The 521-nt window shown below is 44.9% G+C and carries 1 protein-coding gene; it reads right to left on the bottom strand.

The window, feature by feature from the left end:
- Positions 1-190 precede the first annotated feature (190 nt).
- Positions 191-521, bottom strand: a 331-nt coding sequence (locus tag HMPREF0645_RS12905; RefSeq protein WP_007175511.1) for a DUF1896 family protein, incomplete at its 5' end; no start/stop codon positions are given.

Genomic DNA, 521 nt, shown 5'->3' with positions numbered 1-521 from the left:
TTGATGAAGGCAGGTGTGTGAACGTCTTGATTCATGATGATTGTATTCATATAGGAGCTTTTTATAGTTTCAAGAGCAGTTACAAGATGCGCAGACTACACAAAGACAAGTGTTTGAAAAAACTCTTGGCGTGTGGAGTGGAGCGTTTATCTTGGCTCTTGACACTACAAAAGCTCCCGATGGTGCTACATCAAGTCATGTTCTCACCGCCTACGGTTGGCAGACCATTGACCTCTATGAGCAGAACGATAGTCCCTGTCAGTTCGGTGTAGAGTTTCTCATACTCTGGAGTTGCGCCAAAGTCGTCTGTCAGTTCATATTTGTCGAAAACGCTTTGCACAGCCTTATTCTTCAGAAGCATTGGTGTTAGTCTTTCGGGGAGTGGAGAAGGAAGTTCTTTCTCGAACTCATTCTCTAAGACAGACACAAGTGTATCATACTTTGAAAAATGCAATCCTCGATGCAACACTTCGCTTGCCATACTCTCCGCTTCGGGATGCGAGAAGCCTTGTGCCACTGCA

This window comes from Hallella bergensis DSM 17361, assembly GCF_000160535.1.
Taxonomy (GTDB): domain Bacteria; phylum Bacteroidota; class Bacteroidia; order Bacteroidales; family Bacteroidaceae; genus Prevotella; species Prevotella bergensis.
The sequence above is the reverse complement of the archived record's forward strand: the minus strand, read 5'-3'. Positions and strand labels throughout refer to the sequence as shown.